The organism is Syntrophobacterales bacterium (assembly GCA_019429105.1).
In the GTDB taxonomy this organism is placed as follows: Bacteria; Desulfobacterota; Syntrophia; order Syntrophales; family UBA5619; genus DYTH01.
Window position 1 is genome coordinate 36,463 of record JAHYJE010000012.1, and the last position, 21,326, is coordinate 57,788.

A 21,326-nucleotide genomic window follows, 5' to 3' on the forward strand; every position below is an offset into this window, starting at 1 on the left:
TTATGCGTAACGAACAACCAAAACATCCGCCTGTCAAACGCACGATTCTCTGGCTAAGGGAAAACCTGTTCAACGGTGTTTTTAATTCCATCGTCACGGTTGTCCTTCTTTTTGCCCTCTACAAGATTATACCGCCCTTCATCAGATGGGCCTTCGTTGACAGTCTGTGGGCTTCTACCCCGGCGGCGTGCCGGGCGGGAAACGGCGCCTGCTGGTCGGTGATCACCTCCAACATCCGTTTCATAATCTTCGGTTTTTATCCCCATGACCTGCACTGGCGGCCTTTGCTGGCGATGATCATGCTGGTCGGGCTGCTTCTTTACAGCAAGAACAGGAATAACTGGCACAAGTCTCTTTTTTATCTCTGGATGGCGGGCCTTTTCATCATGGGTCTCTTGATGAAAGGCGGCCTGTTGGGGTTGACCCCGGTGGAAAGCGATAAATGGGGGGGGCTGCCCCTGACCATGATGCTCGCCTTTTTCGGAATGATCGCAGCCTATCCCCTCGGCGTCATTCTGGCCCTGGGAAGAAGATCAACAATGTCCGCCATCAAGATTTTCTCGGTTTTGTACATCGAGCTGATAAGAGGGGTGCCGCTGATCAGCCTGTTGTTTATGTCCTCCATTTTGTTTCCATTATTTCTGCCGGAGGGACTTACCATCAACAAGATCATCCGCGCCCAGATGGCGATAATCATTTTCACCGCGGCCTACATAGCGGAGGTCGTCCGCGGCGGCCTGCAGGCCATCACCAAAGAACAGTATGAAGCCGCCGATTCCCTGGGCTTGAGTTTTTCCCAGAAAATGCGGCTCATCATCCTCCCGCAGGCGCTGAAAATCGTCATTCCGCCCTCCGTGGGCATACTGATTTCCGCCTTCAAGGATACGTCGCTGGTTGTAATCATCGCCCTTTACGATCTGCTGAAGACCAGCAAATCGACGCTTTCCAATCCGGACTGGATGGGATTCAGCCCGGAGGTTTATCTGTTTGTCGCGACGATCTATTTCATCTCCTGCTATGCGATGTCGAGCTACAGCCGCAGACTGGAAAGGGAATTGCACTGACAATAAAAACCACATAAAAAATCACAGGAACTGCAAATGAATAACGAAGCAACGGCTGCAATAAACAGAGACCAGGAAGATAAAATCATCGCCATAACCGGTTTGCACAAATGGTTTGGCGAACTGCACGTCCTGCAGGATATCAATCTGAATGTTTACAAGGGAGAAAGGATCGTCATCTGCGGCCCTTCCGGCTCAGGGAAATCAACCCTGATCCGCTGCATCAACCGCCTTGAAAAGCATCAGAAGGGCACAATCTCCGTTGGCGGAATTGAGCTTTCCGATAATATTAAAAATATAGAAAAAATAAGAACGGAGGTCGGAATGGTTTTTCAGCATTTCAACCTCTTTCCCCACCTTTCGATTCTGGAAAACCTGACGCTTGGCCCGATCTGGGTCCGTAAAACACCCCAGAAAGAGGCGGAAGAGACGGCCATGTTCTATCTGGAAAAGGTACATATCGCCGAGCAGGCAAAAAAATACCCCGGACAGCTCTCCGGCGGCCAGCAGCAGCGGGTAGCGATTGCCCGGAGCCTCTGCATGAAGCCGAAAATCATGCTCTTTGACGAACCGACGTCGGCGCTCGATCCGGAGATGGTCAAGGAGGTGCTTGATGTCATGATAAACTTGGCCGAGGAGGGAATGACCATGATCGTCGTTTCGCACGAGATGGGCTTTGCCAAAAGCGTCGCCCACCGGGTTTTGTTTGTCGATTACGGAAAAATCGTCGAGGAGAACACCCCGCACGATTTTTTCGACCATCCCCAACACGAGCGGACAAAACTGTTTTTAAGCCAGATACTCTACTAATCTTTCGGCAAATCCTTGCTCCCGCGCATTAAGCAAAAAGGGGCGTGGTTGGAGGTGAAAAATGGCGGATCGCGCCGGAGAATCTTCGCAACGGCAGGTCTTCTTTTAAACTCACCTTCGAGAAAACGCCTTACCTCTCTCCTGTTCCAGCCTTCCGGATGGACAAAAGGCCTGTACAGGGAAAGATCCCCCTCATAGAATTCGCCGGACGCGTACAGCGCTGCTTCGGGGGAGTAAGCGGGGAGATTGAAAAGCGCCAGATTCAGAAACGCTATCTCGTGGGCATGCTCATCGACAAAGGAAAGCGTCCTTCTCGCCGCTGCCACGTTTTCCGCCGGCGTCCCAAAAAGAAGATAGACGTAAGCGGCGATCCCGACCTCTTTCAGATTCCTGAGAGCCGCGGCAACGGTGGGCAGGTCGATCCCCTTCCGGAGCGCCTCCAGAACAAATGGATCCCCCGACTCTATTCCCAGTTTCAGCATGACGCACCCGGAATTGCGCAAACTCCGGCAAAAATCGGCATCAGCGAGACGGGCGTCAACCCTGGCAAAGCCATACCATGGAGCTCCAAGCGCTTTGGCAATGAATGCGTCGAGCAGAGCGGGGGCAAGCGCATTATCGAGCATATGGATCAGCCGCGGCTTCGTCTTTTCAACAAGGGCGGCAATATCTGCGACTACCCTCTGTGGAGAAAACGGCAGATAGGGATTACCCTCGGCAACCTCGGGACAAAACGTACAGCGCTGCCACCAGCAGCCGCCGGAGGCGCTGTAGGGAAGGACAAAACCGGGCGCAAAATAATCGGCCAGGGGAAAATCGTCGAAAGCGGGCAGGGAGAAATTGCCTGCAGTTGCGCCGCCGAGCATGGACAGCAGCGGGACCTCCCCGGGTCCGGCAACCATTTCGTCAATCAGCCCGGCAAAAGGGTTATTCCAGTCGGGGCGCCGCATCCAGGAGGTTATCAAGCCGCCGCCGACAACTATCCGAATCTGCGGATATTCCCGACGTAAAAACCCGATCATCGAGAAGGTTGTCAGCGCCTGACTGAGATAATTGAGTGAAAAACCCGCATAAGAAAAATCCCTTTCCCCAAGAATCAGCGGCAGTCGGTTGCTGAACCACTCATAAAAGGGGTTTCGCTGCGGCTCTTTCGCCGCATGGAGAAGATCGGCGCTCCTGACCGGCGAAAGCCGCTCGTCCTGGTAATCGGCAAGGGTCATCCGCACCCCGAACGGCCTGCCCGCGGCGGCAAGCAGGCAATTAAGATCAAGAACGGCCCTGCGGTAACGATCACTATTAAGATAGCCCCCGGCTGACCGCAGAAAATCGATATTTTCCGTTACATGGCGAGCCGCCCGTCTTAGCCAGACCTTATTTTTATCCCCTTTTTTGCCGGCGTCCGGGAAAAAATTGACTGCACCGATATTTTCGTCCTTACCAGCCAACCCCTTCAATATCAATGACTTATCGGAGATGCTTTCTTCGCTGGCTGTAGCCTTCAGCAGGGCGGTCTGCCCCTCGATGTTTGCATCCCATACCCGACAGGATATGCCGCTGCGGCCCAACGCCCCGACAAGGCGCGCCGGACCGCCCGGAGGTTCGGACGCTTTGGCCAGCGGCGGGTAAATCAGCAGGATCGCCTTTAAACTGCCCTCTTTCTTAGTCATAATCATTATATTTTCTTGACTTCCAGTCTTCTTTAACTTATCTCGACTCCGCTATGATGGAATCCTTAATTTTTCCTCTTTTGACGGCGCGCCGCCATGAATGATTCATCCCTCTCGTTTAGTGAGCCTCTGCAACTCCGCCGCTGGTTTGTTTTTGCCGTCGGAGCGCTGAACTTTTTCCTTTCACAACTTTACCGGACAGCCAACGCCGTGCTCGCCCCCTCGCTTATCGCTGATTTATCGCTGGACAGCAACGAGATAGGCCTGATCTCGGCGGCTTTTTTCTATGCCTTTGCCCTGACGCAGATACCGATCATGATGCTTCTCGACAAGACAGGACCACGAAAACTCATGACGTTTTTTTCAGTCGTCGGCGTCATCGGCGCAATTGTCTTTTCCCTGTCGCAGGGTCTTATGTCCGCCCTTGCGGGGCGCATTCTGCTCGGCATCGGCATGTCCTGCGCCTTTATGGGAAGCCTGAAACTGCTTTCTGACTGGTTTCCACCGCTGATTTTTGCCTCGCTTGCGGGGATACTGACCGCCACGGGTACGCTCGGCAACATGATGTCCGCAACCCCGCTTGCCATGATGGCGGAAAGCTATGGGTGGAGACAAAGCTTTATGGCAATCGCCGCGTTCAACGCCCTGTTGACAATCGCCCTGTATGTGATTCTTCGGGATAAGCCGCCGGCCGGCAGCAATGTCCACCCGGTTAACTCCTCGCCGGATGCTCCCTCTCCCTTTTCCAGCGTTTTACATCTTCTCCGCTCCAAAGACTACTGGTTTATCTCGATCGGCTCCTTCATCCGCTACGGAACCTTTGCCGCGCTTCAAGCCCTTTGGGCAGGACCCCTGCTGCTTGTAGTTTTGAAATACAGCACTTTCCAGGCAGGAAACATCATCCTGGCCATGAACATCGGCATCCTGGCAGGGCTCCCTTTTTGGGGAATCATTTCCGACCGCTTGTTGCACACCCGCAAATGGCTAGTTGTTTCAGGGCTTTTCCTGCTGGCGGCCACCACCCTGTTGCTCAGCCAGATGCGCACTGGCGCCCCTGCGGCTGCGACCGGACTTATTTTTTTCTTCTTCGGCTTCTTCAACGCCAGCGGGCAACTGATGTACACCCAGATCAAGGAGCTTTTCCCAGCCACGATGACGGGCGCCGCCCTGACCGGCATAAATTTTTTCACGATGACCGGTCCCGCCTTTTTCCTCCAAATGATCGGCTTCATTATGCAAAAAATCTACCCAAACGCCTCCTTCAGCCAAGAGGCTTTTAGCGTTTCCCTCTATTTTTGTTTCTTCTGTCAGTTATTGGCGGGTCTGATCTATCTACTGACCAAAGAAAAAAACTGCAAAAACAGCGTCCTGACGGGTGAATGCCTTGTACCGCCTCGTTATTTTTAACTAAATTACGACAGCACTGAAAAAACTTGACAGATTGTCAAAAAATATTAGAGTGCCGCCAGTGATCCATCCTCAATACGAAAAAAACTGTTTGGCGACGGCAAATAGGCGGTCCCATTTTTGCTCTCCTGGAGCAGTAAAGACGGCAATAAATTAAATAAAAAGGAGCGGACATGTCAAAGTATGAAGATTTGTTGAGAAATATTATGAGCGAAAAAAGCTTCGGAAAGCTAAAAGCCCTAAACAACGACAAAGCATTGGCTTTCATAGGGGAATTTGCGGAACACTGCAATCCTAAGTCCCTTTACGTCTGCGACGACAGCGAGGCAGACAGGATTTTTATCCGCGAAACTTCGATAAAGAAGGGAGAAGAAAAAAACATCTACCTGAAAAACCAGACAATCCATTGGGATGGCTACAACGATCAGGGACGCGACAAGGTAAACACCCGCTACCTTGTACGCCCCGAAAACATGGAGCGGATGAAGGCTCTAAACTCGCTTTCCTTCGACGAAGGCTACAAAGAGATCATGGAAATCTCGAAAAATATCATGGCTGGCAAGGACGCGCTTGTTCAGTTCTTCTGCGAGGGGCCGGCGGAGAGCGTCTTCAGCGTCCCCTGCATCCAGATAACCGATTCTTTTTACGTGGCCCATTCCGAAACCATCCTCTACCGCCCCGGTTACAACCATTTTTTCCATATGAAAGAAGCGGATAAGAACGATTTCTTCGGTTTTGTCCACTCCGCGGGGCAGCTCGACGAGCGGGGCTGCACGGTCAATGTCGATAATAGACGCATCTACATGGATACCCAGAACAATATCGTCTATTCCCTGAACAATCAGTACGCCGGAAATTCGGTTGGTCTCAAGAAACACTCGATGAGACTGGCGATCAATAAATCCGGGAAAGAAGGCTGGCTCTGCGAACACATGTTTCTGATGTCGGTCCTCAATGGCGATAAGGGCCGCAAGACGTACTTTGCCGGCGCTTACCCCTCCGCGTGCGGCAAGACCTCGACCGCGATGATCCCCGGCGAAAAGATCGTCGGCGACGACATTGCCTATTTCCGCAATATCAATGGCGAATTCCGCGGCGTCAACATGGAACAGGGGATCTTCGGCATCATCCAGGATGTAAACGTCAGCGACGACCCGGTCATCTTCGCCAACCTGATGAAAGACCAGGAAACCATCTTTTCCAATATCCTGATCGGCCCCGACAATAAACCCTACTGGCTGGGCTGCGGGATGGAAACTCCGGACAGCGGCAGCAATCACAGCGGTTCCTGGAAGAAGGGGAACAAGGATGCCAAGGGCAACGAGATCCCGCTGGCCCATTCCAACGGCCGCTACACGATCCGCCTCGACTATCTGCAAAATTTCGATAAGGAGGGGTTCGAAAACAAGGAAGGGGTAAGGGTGCAGGGCATTCTCTACGGCGGCAGAGACAGCGACACAACCGTGCCGGTTGAAGAATCGCCCTCCTGGAAAGACGGCATTCTGTTGAAGGCCTGCACTCTGGAGTCGGAAACGACCAGCGCCACGCTCGGCAAGGAAGGCGTTCGTTCCCCATCGCCTATGGCCAATCTGGATTTCGTCTCCTACCCAGTCGGCGAATACACAACCAATAACATCAATTTTATCGAAGGCATCAAACAGCAACCGCGAATTTTCAGCACCAACTATTTCATGAGAGACCCGAACGGAAAATTCGTAACCAGCAAGCTTGCCAAAAAGGTTTGGCTCCACTGGGCCGAGGGGCGAATCCACGGGGAATACGAGGCCTGGGATACCCCGACCGGAAAAATTCCCCGTTACAAGGATCTGCAGAAGCTCTTCCGGGACCTCCTGAATGAGGATTTCTCGGAAAATGACTACATTTATCTTTTCACCTTCCGCTGCGCCTGCTGGATCGAGAAACTGAATCGCACCGCGGCGTTCTTCAAGAAAATCGACCCCGGCACGCCGGCGGATATTTTCACCTACTGGGAGGAAGCAAAAAAGAAGATCGCGGCAGCCCAGGCGAAATATGGGGATAACATCAAACCAGGCGATTATTATTGAAATAATTAGGTATGCGCCTCGTCCCAGTTTTTCCCGGCGGCGATCTCCACCTTCAAGGGCACGGACAGTTCCAGCGCGCCTTCCATCTCCTTGCGCACCAGCTCCGCCAGCGCTTCGCGTTCGGCAACAGGCGCCTCGAAGACCAGCTCGTCGTGCACCTGCATGATCATCACCGCAGAGAATTTTTCTTCCTGAAGGCGCTGGTGGATTTTCACCATCGCAATCTTGATCAGGTCCGCCGCGGTTCCCTGAATCGGCGCGTTGATCGCCGTCCGCTCGGCAAATTGGCGAATCTGGGCATGGGGACTGGCAATCTCCGGCAGATAGCGCCTTCTCTGAAGAAGCGTCGTCACATAGCCATCGCGCATCGCCCCGTCCAGGATGCCGTCAAGATACGAGCGAACCCCGCTGTATCTCTGAAAATAGCTGTCTATGTAGGCCTGGGCCAGTTTCTGAGACACGCCCAGTTCCTTGGCAAGCCCAAAGGCGCTCATCCCGTAGAGCACCCCGAAGTTGATCACCTTCGCCTGCCGGCGCATGTCGGGGCTGACCATTTCCGGAAAGACCCCGAAAATGTCGGCCGCGGTGCGGCTGTGAATGTCCTCGCCGGAGGCAAAGGCGTCTTGCAGCGTCGCATCGCCGGAGAGATGGGCAAGTACCCGCAACTCGATCTGCGAGTAGTCGGCCGAGACGATCTCCCATCCGGGCGGGGCAATGAAGGCCTGCCTGATTCTTTTCCCTTCCGTGGTTCGGATTGGAATGTTTTGCAGATTGGGGTTGCTGCTGGAGAGCCTTCCTGTCGCCGTCGCCGTCTGGTTGTAGGTCGTATGCACCCTCCCCGTTCGGGGGTTCACAAGCGCGGGCAGCGCATCGATATAGGTTGATTTGAGCTTCATCATCCCGCGGTAGGAGATTATCTCCGCGGGCAGCTCGTGACTGAGGGCCAGATAGCTAAGCACATCGACATCGGTGGAGTACCCCTCCTTGGTCTTGCGGCCGTGGGGAAGCCCCAGTTTGTCGAAAAGGATATACTGCAACTGCTTGGGAGAGTTGATGTTGAAAGCCTCCCCGGCCAGGGCATGGATTTTCTCCTCCGAAAGCTGGAGCAGTTGCGCTATTTCGCCCGACATCTCTCGCAACAGGCTTAAGTCAAGAAGAACCCCGCGGCTCTCCATTGCTGAAAGAACACGGACAAGCGGCATCTCCACGTCCTCCAGGAGCCCCTTCATCCCCATGTAGTCAAGCTTTACATACAGGTCTTCAACAAGCGGCAATAAAACATCCGCGCGTTCTACCGCATAGGCCGCCGCCTTTTCCACCGGAACGGAGGAAAACGAAGCAGCCTTCGCGCCGCTCCCCAAAAGATCTTTTTGCGAGGGAACCTGACTGCCAAGATTTTCAAAGACTACGTCGGCAAGTTCGAATCCGTGCCGTGCCTGATTCACCAGATAAGAGGCAACCATCGTGTCACAGCCGAGACCTTCCATAAAAACACCGGAGCGGGCCAGCACAATAAGCGCCGTTTTCAGGTCATGGCCATGCTTGAGGAGAGAAGGATCGGCAAAAAAAGGGGCCAGTCCGGAAAAAACATCGTCAGCAAAAGGCAAAGGAGCTCCCTCATCGCTGGCTAAAGGAATGTAGAACCCTTCCCCCCTCCCGGAAGAAACGGCCATCCCCATCACAGAGGCCCTCATCGCCTCCACTGAAGAAAGCAAAAGCTCAACGGAAAATTCTTTAACCTCGCCCAGCATCTCCGTAAGAGCGGAGATACCCTCACGACTATCGCAAACTATGTATTTTACAACCTTTTTCCCCTCGTGAAGTTTAAGTTCATTCAAAAGCGATGAGAACTCGAACTCCCGGAAGTAATTCATCAGCCGGTCGCGATCAGGCTCGTTGCGGCGGCACTGGGCGATATCGAAGTCGAATTTTGCGTCGGTCCTGATCAGCGCCAGATCGCGACTCATAGTCGCCTGAGCGGCGTATTGCAGCATCGCCTTTCGCGTTTTTTCATTATGAATGCGTTCCGGGGCGGCAATGATCTCCGCAACACTGCCAAACTGCTCGATCAGCCGCGCTGCGCCCTTCGGCCCGATGCCGGGAACCCCGGGGATGTTGTCGGATGTATCTCCCATCACCCCCAGAACATCTGCAACCTGCGCAGGTTCGACGCCGAAACGCTCCTTTACCGCCGCAATGTCGTAGGTTTTATTCTTCATCGCATCGAACATGACAATGTCTGGTGAAACAAGCTGCATCATATCCTTGTCGCCGGAGGCGATAATCACCTCCATCCCCTGCCCTGCCGCAAACACGGCAACGGTACCGATTATGTCATCGGCCTCCAGTCCCTGCTTTTCGATGATCGGGATGGAAAAAGAGCGGATGACATCCTTGACAACGGGAATCTGCGGGATCAGGGCGTCCGGAGTAGCCCGCCTGGTTGCTTTGTACCCTTCATAGACTTCATGGCGAAAAGTCGGCCCCTTGACGTCGAAGGCGATCGCGATGTAGTCCGGATCGAGCTCCCGGAGCAGCTTCATCAGCATGTTGGTAAAGCCGTAAATTGCGTTGGTCGGAAAACCCTTGGAATTGGAGAGTTCACGGATTGCGTAGAAGGCGCGAAAAAGGTAATTGCTGCCGTCCACGATGACAAAGCGGGGACGGGTTTTTTGTTTTTCTGTTTCCACCATTTTATGAACAGCAAGACCCCCCGGAAACCGCGTGGTTGCGGATAGTTTCGTTGATAGCATAATTAAATGTTTTAACCTGTAAGCTTCGGAAAACTCAGCGGCGTTCAACCCCGCTTGGGCTCGTAGATGCAATATGGCTCGGCGGCGAGATAATCGCCGGTCTCCTCGTAGGCGCGCGCCCGACAACCGCCACATACCTTCAAAAATTCACAGCGACCGCATTTGCCTTTGTAGCGACCCAAATCACGCAAATCATTGAAAATGAGTGATTTCCCCCAGATATCGATGAAGCTGTTCTCCTTTAACTGACCGCAGTCCAGCTCGAGGTATCCGCACGGCTGAACCTGACCGGTATGGGAAATAAAACAGAAGGAACTTCCCCCCATGCAGCCGCGGGTCATCGAGTGCAGCGTCCGGACGTCTTTAGTGCGCTGCGTGGCCATTTCCCCGGTGGCGTTTTTGAGCTCCTTTTGCCTCTGGTGGAAGATCCGGTAGTAATGCGGGGCGCAGGTCGCCTTCAATTGCATGCTGCAGGTCAGGCCCGTATCGAAAAACCAGTCCAGCGTCTCTTCATATTGCAAGGGCTTGATCTCCTGATCGGCCATCTCCTTGCCCCGTCCCGTCGGCACAAGCAGAAAGATATGGTGGGCCACTGCGCCGACGCTATGGGCAAGATCATGCAGGCTTTGAATCTGGGAGAGGTTGCCCTTCGTAATCGTCGTATTGATCTGGAACTCCAGTCCGGCCCGTTTCATTGCCGCAATGCCCTGCATCGTCCCGGCAAACGCCCCCGGAACACCCCGGAATTTGTCGTGACTTTCCGGATCGGGGCCATCGATGCTGACGCTTACCCGTTTTATCCCGGAAGCGATCAATTTGTGAACAATTTCATCGCTCATCAGCGTGCCGTTGGTCGCAAGCACCATCCGCAACCCCAGCGAATCTCCATAAGCGGCAAGCTCATACACATCTTTGCGCAAAAGCGGCTCTCCGCCGGTAAGGATAATGACCGGTTTGCCGACGGCGGCAATCTCGTCAAGCACCTGCATCGCTTTTTCGGTGCTTAGTTCTCCGGGGTAAGGACCCTGCATTGCCGAAGCGCGGCAGTGTTTGCAGGAAAGGTTGCAACTGCGGGTGATCTCCCAGGCAACCATCCTCAAGGTATTGGGCAGAATCAGCGAGGAATCATTTTTCGTTGTCATATCATTGTGCTCCAAAGGTTGACACTGTTGTATAATGCGCAGTTTGAAGAGCGCAAATGGAAAGCATCATAAACAATACATCTTCTATTGTTAAGCGGTTTTCAGGGCATGCTCCCATCAATATTTCCCGTAATATAAGGCTCATGCAGCCTGGCAGATAATCGGTCGCTCAGTCGCTTGCTTCAAATGCCGTTCGTGCGGTTCCGCAAAAATTCAGCCGCCTCGGGGGCAAAATAGGTGATTATCATATCCGCCCCGGCCCGTTTGATCGCTGTCAGGGATTCCATCATCGCCCGCTCGCCATCGAGCCACCCCATACTGGCCGCGGCCTTGATCATCGCAAACTCGCCGCTGACGTTATAGGCGGCAAGGGGAAGGTCGAACTCTTCCTTCGCCCGGCGGATCAGATCGAGATACGGCAGAGCCGGCTTGACCATAATTATGTCTGCGCCTTCCTCTACATCGAGGGTGATTTCGCGAATCGCCTCGTCCCCGTTTGCCGGGTCCATCTGGTAGCCCCGGCGATCCCCGAAGGCGGGGGCGCTTTCTGCCGCCTCCCGAAACGGACCGTAAAAACAGGAGGCGAATTTGGCCGAATAACCCATAATCGGGATGGACTCAAAACCTGCTTCATCAAGACCCTCCCGGATCGCGCCCACCTGCCCGTCCATCATCGCCGACGGGGCAACCATGTCGGCCCCGGCCTTGGCATGGGAAACGGCCATTTCGGAGAGCACTTCCAGCGTCATGTCGTTGTGCACTTCCCCTTTTTCGATGATGCCGCAATGGCCGTGGCTCGTGTATTCGCAAACGCAGACGTCGGTTATAACAATGATATCCGGCACCTTTGCCTTGATTTCCCGGCTGGCCATCTGGACCACGCCGCCCTCGATCAGCGCCTGCGAGGCAATGTCGTCTTTTTTATCGGGGATCCCGAAAAGAATCACCGCGGGAATCCCCAGCTCTTTGAGCCTTGTCGCCTCCTTGACGATGTTGTCCACCGACATCTGGAAATTCCCCGGCATCGACGGGATCGGTTTTTTCACCCTTTTCCCGGGGACAACAAAAAGCGGGTAGATGAGATTATCTACCGACAGGCGCGTCTCGCGCACCATCCGTCGGAGAGTGTCGTTTTTTCTAAGCCGGCGCGGCCGATATTCCGGAAATTGCATCGTAATTCTCCCTTCATTAAAGAATTGCATCGCCCCTTCTGCTTCGTTATCTTTTCATCGGTAAGAAAGCCAAGCGCATCGTATCCCTAAAACCGGACCGAACTTATCAGCTATCAAGACGGATTGCAATCCCAATGTATTCCTTACTCTCCATCTTCAATCGCCACCACGCCTGTCCGGGAAAAATCTTCCATCCCGAATTGTTTGAGCGCCATTATCTCTTTCAGCAGAACCCCGTTTTCCCCGGTAATTTCCAGTACGCATCTTTGCTCGTCAGCGCTGAGAATTTTCCAGTTTTTTTCCTGCGCGAGCGCTTCAAGCTTTTTTCTCTCTCCCTCTTTCGACCAGTTCAGCCTGACCAGAAACAGCTCGCGCCGGACGGCTTTGCGTCCCGTCAAATCGGCTACCTCGATGATGTCAACCAGCCGGGCAATCTGTTTGAGTATCCTTGTGAGCGTCGCGTTGTCCCCGATTGTGGTGATGATGATTCTTGTCCTCGCAGGGTCCATCGTAACATTGGCGGAGATGCTTTCAATGTTGAACCCTCTGCCGCTGAGCGTGCCCGATATCCGTGCCAGGACATCGGGTTTGTTGTTGACCAGAATAGATATTACGTTTTCTCGCACTTCCATGGCTTTAACATCCTTTCTCTAATTAAATGAACGGGTAAACGGGTCATCCCCATTTTCGGCAACTGCCGCTCCTTTTGTCGCCATCGGGCCAAAATCTATTTCGTTAAGCGGCGCCCCCGGTTTTACCATCGGATAAACGCCCTCTTCCCTGTCAACGATAAAATCCATAACCACTACCCCTTCCGTGGCAAAGGCCTCCTTGATCACCTCTTCAACTTCTGCCACTGTCCGCGCCCGCAGCCCCTTGGCGCCATAGGCCTCGGCAATTTTCAAGAAATCGGGATTGTCATCGAGGATAGTCTGGGAATAGCGCTTCTGATAGAACTTCTCCTGCCACTGACGAACCATACCCAGGAAACTATTGTTAAGAATCGCTATCTTAACCGGCAGTTTATTCTGCACAGCCGTGCCCAGCTCCTGGATATTCATCTGGATACTGCCGTCGCCGGCGACATCGATCACCAGTTTGTCCGGGCACGCCACCTGCGCACCGATGGCGGCAGGGAAGCCGAAGCCCATCGTTCCCAATCCCCCCGAGGTAAGGAAGCAGTTCGGCTCGTTGTACTGAAAAAACTGCGCCGCCCACATCTGATTCTGCCCCACTTCCGTGGCGATGACGGCTTTGCCTTGGGATAACTCGTAGAGTTTTTCCACAACAAACTGCGGTTTGATGACATCGCCATTGCTCTTGTAACCCAGCGGATGTTCTCTTTTCCAGGTCATAACCTGTTCCTGCCAATCCTTGATGGCGCCGGGCTGGAGATCATTTCTTTCTTTCAATCTGGCAACAAGGACAGAAAGCGCCTGTTTTGCGTCGGCAACGATAGAGAGATTCGTCCTGACAATTTTATCGATGGAAACGGGATCAATATCAATGTGAATGATCTGGGCGCGGGGCGCAAAGGCTTCGACCTTGGAAGTTACCCGGTCATCAAAACGCACGCCAACCCCGATCACAAGATCGCAATTGGTAAAAGCCATATTTGCCGCATAGGTTCCGTGCATTCCCGCCATTCCCAGCCAAAGCGGATCTGATGCGGGAAACGCGCCCAACCCCATCAGTGTCGAAGTAACCGGAGCGCCAATCATTCTTGCCAATTCCCGCAACTCGCCGGACGCCTTGCCCAGTGAAACCCCGCCCCCGGCAAAGACAAGGGGATTCCGAGCGGCGGCGACCATTGCCGCGGCCTTGTCTATTGCAGAGGCGGCGGGCATCTCTTCGGCATACTGGTAGCCGCTCTGAAAACAGACATCCGCTTCTTCCATTTCCGCCTGCATGACATCCTTGGGAAGATCAACCAGCACGGGGCCAGGTCTGCCCGAACGGGCAATATGAAACGCCTCCCGCACAACCTTTCCCAGTTCGGCGACATTGCGCACAAGAAAGTTGTGTTTGGTGCAGGGGCGAGTAATCCCCATTATATCAACCTCTTGAAAAGCATCGCTGCCGATCAGGGGAGTTGGCACCTGCCCCGTCAGGATAACGACAGGGATGGAATCGCTATGCGCGTTGGCGATTCCGGTAACCGTATTGGTGGCGCCGGGACCGGAAGTCACCAGACAGACGCCGACCTTTCCTGAAGCCCGCGCGTAACCGTCGGCGGCGTGAATGGCGCCTTGTTCGTGCCTGACCAGAATATGCCGTACCTTTTGGCGATACAATTCGTCATAGATGCCGATAACCGCTCCCCCCGGATAGCCAAAGATTACTTCAACCTTCTCCATTTCTAATGCCTTGAACAGAATTTGCGCTCCTGATACCTTCACTTCCGACCTCCAGTTTTTGAGGATTTTCCCAATTTGACGCGCCCTGCCCGGCGCACAAAAAAAAACCGTTGCCAACCTTTTCGGCTGGCAACGGTTTAAATGCAAAACAACAAACCACTATCCAGCCGGGACCTCCCCGATAATAATTATGCTGATAATAATGGTTGCTGCCGTTATGTTTAACATCATACTCTCCATGTAATGTTGCCATGCCTATAGCAACAGTCTGTTTCTTTTGTCAAGAATTATTTATCTGCGTGCGGCTCTAAGGATGGGCAGTCAGCAAATCAATGAGCGGCGCATAAAATCCTCCCCAATAAGTTAGAGCCAGCAAAATAACCGTAGCAATGAAACTTGCCAGGGAATTGCGGTTGCTGTCAATCATTGAAGTAATGAAATTAAACACAAGCGCCGCGATAAAAATTATCTGAGGCAAGGCTTCTTGCATTCATATTCTCCTATTAAAATAAATAAGTAGAGGCAATTGCAAAACTCTCACATTCTGTCATTCCCGCAATGATTTTAAGCGGGAAAACGAAGTTTAATGTTCATAATCTGGTTCTAACTGCTTGAAAAACCGTATTCCCGATAGAAGCATTGTGTACATTAAGCTCCGCTTTCGGGAATGACAAATAGTTTTGCAATTGGCTCAGTATGGTCGAATAATTTTGCCTCTCAACCTGCAAAGGCGGCGGTAAGTGCGTCAACCAGCTCCGGGATAGTGGCGCGCTTTTGACGGATATGGACGGGTAACCCCGCCTTTTCCGCCGCCGCCTCCGTTACCGGGCCAATAGTCGCCACCTTGACCTGGGACGGAAGATGGAAATTCCCTCCCATGATCTTCATAAAATTGACGACGGTAGAACCACTGGTAAAGATAAGGACGGAAATCTCACCATCCTCAAAAAGGCGAATCAGTTCAGATGGATCCCTGTCCGTGCCAATCGTTCGATACACAGTTGCCACCTCGACGGTTGCGCCCAGCCTGGCAAGTCCTGCGGGGATAACATCGCGCGCTTCCTGAGCGCGGGGCAGCAGAACACTGCATCCCTGCAAATCACGCCCGGCAAAGGCCTTAACCACCCCCTCCGAAACGAATTCATCCGGCATCAGATCGACTTTTATTCCCCATGCCTCGATTGCCGCTGCCGTTGCCGGGCCGATAGCGGCAATCTTTACGCCCTGGAGCGCCCGGATGTCTTTCCCCTGCTCTCTCAGACGCCCAAAGAAAAAAGCCACCCCGTTGGCGCTGGTAAAAATAATCCAGCGATAAGATTCCAGCTTCTCGAGCGCCCTATCCAGCATAGACCAGTCTGCGGGCGGCGCTATTTGGATGACCGGAAAATTTATCACCCTCGCCCCCCGGGCTGAAAGCAACCTCGTCAGCTCTCCCGACTGCTTCTCCGGCCTGGTGATAACGACCCCTCTGCCAGACAGGGGTTTTGTCTCAATCCCGTTCATCGTATTCCCCGTATTTTGCCCGGATAAATGAGCCGGGCATCAGTTCAAGATAAGTTTTCCTGATTAATTTCAGCAAGCAGCACGTCCCCTCCCCGCAGCAGGATGGTTTCCGCCAAGCCTCTGCCGAGCTTTCGGTAATCGCCGGCTTCCCCCTCGGCGCGCTCGCGGATCACGACCTTCCCGTCGAGACTCCCCACCATGCCCTCAATGACTATCTTTCCCCCGTTTTTTTTCGCGAATCCGGCAATAGGAAGCTGGCAACCGCCGCCGAGTCGCTCCAGAAATGCCCGTTCCGCTCCTGCTTCTACAAAAGTGACGGGATCATTCAAAAATTCAATAATATTCAGGCTGCGGTCATCGCCCCGTCTCGTTTCCAACCCCAGCACCCCCTGCCCTACGGCCGGCAGCAACATATCCACAGGAATAAATTGAGAAACGCGGGAACTCCATCCCATCCTCGCGATCCCCGCCGCGGCAAGGATAACGCCGCTCAAATTTTCCGTGTCCAGCTTCCTTATTCTCGTATCGAGGTTGCCCCGCATCGGCACAATCTCAAAACCGGGGAAACGGTTTTTCAATTGCAGCTCGCGCCTGAGCGAACCGGTCCCTATTTTCGCACCCGGAGGCATTTCTGCAAGCTTGCGGCCGCCTTTCGAGATCAGAACGTCGCGGGGATCCTCCCTCAGAGGCGTTACGGCAATTTCCAGTTTGTCCGGGAGTTCTGCCGGGACGTCCTTCATACTGTGGACGGCCAGATCGACATCGTTCCTGAGCAGGGCCTCTTCGATCTCCTTGATAAAGACCCCCTTGCCGCCAATCACGGACAGGGCGACGTTCTGCATGATGTCCCCCTTGGTTCGAATTATCCGCAGCTCGACCTCAAGGCCAGGATGCCTCCCCCGGATGAGGTCGGCGATCATCCCCGACTGGGTAAGCGCCAAGGCGCTGCCTCTCGTTCCAATGATGAATTTATTTAAAATAACAACCTCCTGAGCCTTAAGCTGCAAAGTTAGATAAATTTAAACAAGCGAGGAAATTGCAAAACTCTCACATTCTGTCATTCCCGCAATGATTTTAAGCGGGAATCTGGTTCTAACTGCTTGAAAAACCGTATTCCCGATAGAAGCATTGTGTACATTAAGCTCCGCTTTCGGGAATGACAAATAGTTTTGCAATTGGCTCAAGCGTCAAAGCTTGAAAAGTCGGCGAATAGCCGCCATATCGGGCAGCTCGTCCCCCTCGCTGCTTTCCTCCTTCAAGACGGTTATCGGGTCGTGGAGTATCTTGTTTACAACCGAGGATACCAGCCATTCGACATGGGCGCGGTCCTCTTCCTTAAGTCCTCCCAGCCACGCAGAAAATCGGGCCAGCTCTCCCTGCACGATACTGTCCGTCTTTTCACGCAGTCTCACGATCGCCGGCACGGCGGCCAGCGAATTGAACCATTTTTCAAATCCCGCCACCTCTTCGGCAATGAGTTCCTCAGCCCGCAGGGCTTCTCCCCGGCGCATTGCCCTGTTCGCATCAACGACATCCTGAAGATGGTCTATATTGTACAAATAAACGTTATCAAGTTCTCCTACTTCGGGCTCTATGTCCCTCGGAACGGCGATATCTATCAAAAACAGCATATGCTGCTTATGTTTATGCTTCTTCAAGGCAGCGGCAACCATCGGGGCGGTGAGGATATAGCCCGGGGCGCCGGTTGAAGCGATAACGATATCAACCTCCGGCAGAAACGAGGGAAATTCATCAAAAGAGACGGCGGCGCCATGAAATTCCTCCGCCATTTGCTGCGCCCTCGCGATAGTTCTATTGGCGATGAAGAGGTTGCCGGCGCCCTGACGAATCAGATGGCGGGCGGCAAGTTCCGACATCTCGCCTGCGCCTATCAGGAGCGCCGCCTTTCCCTTGAGGCTGCCGAATATCTTTTTCGCCAGTTCCACGGCGGCATAACTTACCGAAACGGCATTGCCGGCAATTTCCGTCTCGCTTCTCACCCTCTTTGCCACCTGAAAGGCATGGTGGGTAAGGCGGTTCAGCAGAACGCCGGTGGCATGGCGATCAACGGCCATCCGATAGGCATCCTTTATCTGCCCAAGGATCTGCGGCTCCCCCATAACCATTGAATCAAGGCTGGATGCAACCCTAAAGAGGTGCAGCACTGCATCGATATCCCTGTAAATGTAAAGATATTTTTCCGTTTCATTGATATCGAAATTTCCCTGTGTGCACATGAAATTCTTCAGAAAATCCTCGCCCCGCGCCGTATCGCCGAGACGGGCGATCACCTCAATCCGGTTGCAGGTTGCAAGGCAGATCGCCTCTTTTATCTCGGGGTTCATCATCAAATCAGGGAGGGCGACGTCCTGATCCGAGCAGTAGTTCTGGAGGCGCTCGCGAAGCTCGACGGGCGCTGTTTTATAATTCATGCCGACAAGGATAAGTTTCATAGGTTCACATAAAGGTATGCGCCGAACGGAAAAGAAAACTTTCCAGAACGAACATTAATAACAAAGCGAAAAACGCCATAAGCGACCAGCGGGCAGCCTTGCGTCCCTGCCAGCCGATGGCCAGCCTCTGATGAAGCAAAAAGGCGTAAAATCCCCAGGCAAGAAGCGTCCACACCTGTTTGGGGTCCCACTGCCAGTGACTTCCCCAGGCAATGCGCGCCCAGAAGGAACCGGCCAGAATTCCCAGGGTCAGCAGCGAAAAACCCCAGAAGAGGCAAATATAATTGATCCGATCGAGATCGTGGAGTGAGGGAAAAAGATGAATCAGGCTTCTGTCCCGTTTCTTTCTGAGGAGGCGATCCTGGATCAGATACATAATGCCTGCAAGCGTCGCAACTGCGAACAGGGCCTCGCCGGCTACCGAGAGCATCACATGGATGATCACCAGCGTTCCTTTCAGGGCTGACGAACCGACGACGCTTCCCCCCAGATCGATGGAAGCAACGATCATGAGGACCGAGATGACCGGCGCGACAAATGCCCCCAGCACGCGGGTTTTGGTTCTCAACTGCATTGCCAGATAAGAAGCCGCCATTGCCCAGGCAAAAAAGGAGAGGGTATCGTAAACATCAACCGAGGGGATGTCTGCCTCCCCAATCCAGCGAAAAAGATAATAAAAGGTATGGATGCCCAGGGCGACAAGCATCAGGCCCGCGCCGAAGCGCGCGGTCAGAACCCTTCTTTTCAGAAGAGACCCCCCATAAACGAAGGCAGAGGCCACATATGCGGCCAGAGCCGCCTTGAAAAGCACTGTTTCTGTCATCTATCTTCTACCTCCATCTCTACTCCGCTCAGTCTGCGTTTGAGCCCGCCTTTTCCTTCCCGCGTCCGGCACGGATATTAATCAGAGCTTCTGAATATAAAAACCGATTCAAATAGTTCGCGCACAAAGTTCTGAATCATCTCCTGCGGCAAGAAACTTTTTTTCAGCCAACTCCAAGTACGCAGCGGGACTATCATAAATATTGTCAAAATTCAATAAACTTGAAATATATTTATCAAAAAGTTATAGATGCGCCTGGGTTCGGCGTTGACAGCATTTTACAAAACCGTCAACAGCCGCTGATTTGATTTTAAATTGAGTTATACGAAAGGGGTACAAACGTAATGCCTGAAAAACATGAAAGCTCGCCGGCTGACAAGGCGGACTGGCTGAAAATAGAGATTTACTCGCCGCTGGAAATGATCGATGCCCTGAACAACTTCGTTGCGGAAATTGGCGCTGAAGGGGCGTTTCAGGAATACGCGGCGCAACCCCAAAACGGCTTGCCTGAATCAGCTACCCCCGAGATACTGAAGGTGTTTTTGCCCTGCGATATTCGTCTTAAGCAACGTATTGCGTCTTTACAGACTTACATGGACAGTCTGGCCGAGATTTTCCCGGAGCTGGAAAAACCGACAATGAAAACAGCAACCATCCATGATCCGGATTGGGGCGAAGCATGGAAAAAATACTTCAAACCGCTTAGAGTAACCAAAACTATCGTCATCAAACCGACATGGGAGAGATATTTGCCGGCGGGCAAGGATGTCGTCATCGATATAGACCCGGGAATGGCCTTCGGAACCGGGCAGCACCCCTCCACGCGGATGTGTCTCGAGGCGCTCGAAAATATCCTGCTGCACGAAAGAGCGATCGATAAATGGCGGGTTCTCGACGTCGGAACGGGAACGGGCATCCTCGGCATCGCCGCCGCAAAACTTAAGGAAGCGAATGTTCTGTGCGTGGACACCGACAAAAAGGCCGTAGAAATCGCCATCGAAAACGTAATGATCAATAATATGGAAAGGCATGTCGAGGTAAGGCACTGCGAGATCGCTGCCCTTGACGAAACATTTGAACTGATCGTCGCCAACATAACGGCAAAGACGCTGATCAAGCTCCGCCCGCACCTGCAGCGCCTGCTTAAGCAGAATGGATATCTGGTTATTTCGGGAATTATCGAACAGGACAAAAAGGACATAGAGGAGCATTTCCCCACTGCCGCCTTCCCCGTTCATCAACTCCTCACGGAGAAGGAATGGCTGTGTTTTGCGCTGAGGAAGGGAAATCCTCACGCATGACCGCCACCCGCCTCTATCTTCCCATCTTGCTCCAGCGGGGAGACGTTTGCCGGACTGCCGCCGATCAAGCGCACTATCTCGGCTCTGTCTTGAGAATGAAGGAAGGCAGTCGTTTGACTGTTTTCAATGGAGCTGGCGCCGAGTACGAAACCGTCATCAAAAGTTACACTGAAGAAGGCGCTGAATTGGAGATACTGGAAAAGCGGGAGCTTCCCGTTTCTGATATCGTGGTAACCCTGTGTCAGGCGATCCCCAAAGCCGAAAAAATCGAGGGAATAATCCGCCATGCAACGGAATTGGGGGCAAATCGGATTATCCCTTTCCTATCCGCCCGCTCCATACCGCGCCCTGGTTCGTCTAAATCTTCACGACGGGCAAAAATTAATGACCCTAATGAGAAGATTAGCGTTCATAAGCTGGAGCGGTGGCGCAAGATAGCCGTCGAGGCCTGTCGCCAATCGGGTCGGGCCGACATTCCTGAAATAACTGATATTATGACGTTTAACAACATGCTTGCGACTCTTCCGCCGGGCGGATTGAGATTAATCCCCTGGGAAGAGGAGACAGAGGTTTCTCTTTGCGATGTTTTTACAAAACAACGATTAATCTCCAGTAATGACTCCAGCATCCCCATAAAGAAGATCATGCTTGCAATCGGCCCGGAAGGGGGATTCAGCGTAGAGGAAATCGACTTGGCCAGGCGTGCCGGTTTCATCTCCGTAAGTTTGGGGAAACGGGTGCTGCGGGTAGAGACGGCTTCGCTTGCCGCCCTTGCCGTTATCCAGTATGAGCTTAAATACATTTGAGG

General features: G+C 53.1%; 17 protein-coding genes. 6 read left to right on the forward strand and 11 right to left on the reverse strand.

All coding sequences use genetic code 11. The features are described 5' to 3' along the window. Positions 1–2: 2 nt before the first annotated feature. Together K0B01_05815 and K0B01_05820 are read left to right on the forward strand one after the other, a co-directional pair. Positions 3–1,064, forward strand: coding sequence for an amino acid ABC transporter permease (locus tag K0B01_05815; protein MBW6485653.1), 1,062 nt, complete (start codon positions 3–5; stop codon positions 1,062–1,064). Between the two features lie 36 nt (positions 1,065–1,100). Next, the gene (locus K0B01_05820; GenBank protein ID MBW6485654.1) at positions 1,101–1,874 is read left to right on the forward strand and encodes an amino acid ABC transporter ATP-binding protein; all 774 of its coding nucleotides are present in this window, start codon (positions 1,101–1,103) and stop codon (positions 1,872–1,874) included. Here the strand turns inward: K0B01_05820 and K0B01_05825 are convergent. Further along, positions 1,871–3,541 (reverse strand): radical SAM protein, encoded by a 1,671-nt coding sequence (locus tag K0B01_05825; GenBank protein ID MBW6485655.1) that lies wholly within the window; start codon positions 3,539–3,541, stop codon positions 1,871–1,873. The genes K0B01_05820 and K0B01_05825 overlap by 4 nt on opposite strands. A 96-nt stretch (positions 3,542–3,637) precedes the next feature. On the opposite strand from K0B01_05825, the gene K0B01_05830 reads away from it, so the two are divergent. Next, positions 3,638–4,948, forward strand: a complete 1,311-nt coding sequence (locus tag K0B01_05830; protein ID MBW6485656.1) for an MFS transporter — start codon at positions 3,638–3,640, stop codon at positions 4,946–4,948. A 206-nt stretch (positions 4,949–5,154) separates the two neighbouring features. Beyond that, positions 5,155–7,014, forward strand: coding sequence for a phosphoenolpyruvate carboxykinase (GTP) (locus tag K0B01_05835; protein MBW6485657.1), 1,860 nt, complete (start codon positions 5,155–5,157; stop codon positions 7,012–7,014). Between the two features lie 5 nt (positions 7,015–7,019). On the opposite strand, the gene polA is transcribed toward K0B01_05835, so the two are convergent. From polA to ccsA, 10 genes are all read right to left on the reverse strand, one after another. Further along, on the reverse strand, positions 7,020–9,707 hold the full coding sequence (polA, locus tag K0B01_05840; protein MBW6485658.1) for a DNA polymerase I: 2,688 nt from the start codon (positions 9,705–9,707) through the stop codon (positions 7,020–7,022). Between the two features lie 104 nt (positions 9,708–9,811). Then, positions 9,812–10,909: a heme b synthase gene (ahbD, locus tag K0B01_05845; protein MBW6485659.1), complete on the reverse strand. Its 1,098-nt coding sequence runs from the start codon at positions 10,907–10,909 to the stop codon at positions 9,812–9,814. 182 nt (positions 10,910–11,091) lie between these two features. Then, positions 11,092–12,081 carry a porphobilinogen synthase gene (gene hemB / locus K0B01_05850; GenBank protein ID MBW6485660.1) on the reverse strand — a complete coding sequence of 330 codons (990 nt, stop codon included), beginning with the start codon at positions 12,079–12,081 and terminating at the stop codon, positions 11,092–11,094. 143 nt (positions 12,082–12,224) lie between these two features. After that, positions 12,225–12,713, reverse strand: a complete 489-nt coding sequence (gene ilvN, locus K0B01_05855; GenBank protein ID MBW6485661.1) for an acetolactate synthase small subunit — start codon at positions 12,711–12,713, stop codon at positions 12,225–12,227. An 18-nt stretch (positions 12,714–12,731) separates the two neighbouring features. Beyond that, complete coding sequence (ilvB, locus tag K0B01_05860; protein MBW6485662.1) at positions 12,732–14,480, reverse strand: biosynthetic-type acetolactate synthase large subunit; 1,749 nt, start codon at positions 14,478–14,480, stop codon at positions 12,732–12,734. Positions 14,481–14,745: 265 nt separating this feature from the next. Next, complete coding sequence (locus K0B01_05865; GenBank protein ID MBW6485663.1) at positions 14,746–14,928, reverse strand: hypothetical protein; 183 nt, start codon at positions 14,926–14,928, stop codon at positions 14,746–14,748. Positions 14,929–15,155: 227 nt separating this feature from the next. Next, positions 15,156–15,941: a uroporphyrinogen-III synthase gene (locus K0B01_05870; protein ID MBW6485664.1), complete on the reverse strand. Its 786-nt coding sequence runs from the start codon at positions 15,939–15,941 to the stop codon at positions 15,156–15,158. Between the two features lie 44 nt (positions 15,942–15,985). Beyond that, entirely contained in the window at positions 15,986–16,861 is an 876-nt protein-coding gene (hemC, locus tag K0B01_05875) for a hydroxymethylbilane synthase (GenBank protein ID MBW6485665.1), read from the reverse strand. Between the two features lie 267 nt (positions 16,862–17,128). Next, a complete protein-coding gene (gene hemA / locus K0B01_05880) occupies positions 17,129–18,394 on the reverse strand; it encodes a glutamyl-tRNA reductase (protein ID MBW6485666.1) in 1,266 nt (421 codons plus the stop codon). Between the two features lie 4 nt (positions 18,395–18,398). Continuing rightward, positions 18,399–19,217 carry a cytochrome c biogenesis protein CcsA gene (gene ccsA, locus K0B01_05885; GenBank protein MBW6485667.1) on the reverse strand — a complete coding sequence of 273 codons (819 nt, stop codon included), beginning with the start codon at positions 19,215–19,217 and terminating at the stop codon, positions 18,399–18,401. A 344-nt stretch (positions 19,218–19,561) separates the two neighbouring features. Between ccsA and prmA the strand changes: the two genes are divergently transcribed. Together prmA and K0B01_05895 are read left to right on the forward strand one after the other, a co-directional pair. Beyond that, positions 19,562–20,518, forward strand: coding sequence for a 50S ribosomal protein L11 methyltransferase (prmA, locus tag K0B01_05890; GenBank protein MBW6485668.1), 957 nt, complete (start codon positions 19,562–19,564; stop codon positions 20,516–20,518). After that, a complete protein-coding gene (locus tag K0B01_05895) occupies positions 20,515–21,324 on the forward strand; it encodes a 16S rRNA (uracil(1498)-N(3))-methyltransferase (protein ID MBW6485669.1) in 810 nt (269 codons plus the stop codon). Before prmA ends, K0B01_05895 begins: the two co-directional genes overlap by 4 nt. Positions 21,325–21,326 lie beyond the last annotated feature (2 nt).